The sequence below is a fragment of the Thioclava sp. UBA3469 genome, assembly GCF_002378135.1.
Taxonomy (GTDB): domain Bacteria; phylum Pseudomonadota; class Alphaproteobacteria; order Rhodobacterales; family Rhodobacteraceae; genus Thioclava; species Thioclava sediminum.
This window is the reverse complement of the sequence record NZ_DFRG01000088.1, coordinates 1-541: the sequence shown is the minus strand read 5'-3', so window position 1 is coordinate 541 and position 541 is coordinate 1. Positions and strand designations below refer to the sequence as shown.

Below are 541 nucleotides of genomic sequence, written 5' to 3'. Positions count from 1 at the left end.
ATCGCGACCCAGACCGCGAGGTAGATCGACGCGATGGGCGCCATCTCGCCCGGGTTGATGATCCCCGCCTGCGGGTAATAGAGCGCCCCCGCAATGGCCGCGATCACCGCTGTCAGGGTGAAGACGAACAGCTTGTAGCCCTCGACCGAATAACCGAGGAAGCGCACCCGCGCCTCGTCATCGCGGATGCCGCGAATGACCGAGCCGAACTTGCCCGACACGATCAGCGACGCCGCGATATAGCCCAGCCCCAGCGCCAGAGCCGAGGCCCAGAGGAACCAGATCGACAGATGGTCCTGCCCCGCGCTTACGCCCGGAATGTTCTGCAGCCCCGAAAGCCCGTTATTGCCGCGCAGCCCGCTCTCGTTCTGGAAGAGGTAGAGCGACAGCGCGAGCGTCATCGCCTGCGTCAGGATCGACAGATACACGCCGGTGACGCGCGAGCGGAACGCGAGCCAGCCGAAGATCAGCGCCAGCAGTCCCGGCACCAGCACCACGAACAGCAGTTGCATCGGCAGGGTGCCCGCGAAGGTCCAGATCG

The 541-nt window shown here is 65.6% G+C and carries 1 protein-coding gene; it reads right to left on the bottom strand.

From position 1 onward, the window contains the following. The coding region (locus tag B3D39_RS07390) for an ABC transporter permease subunit (protein ID WP_414717981.1) at positions 1–541 on the bottom strand (541 nt) is incomplete at both ends.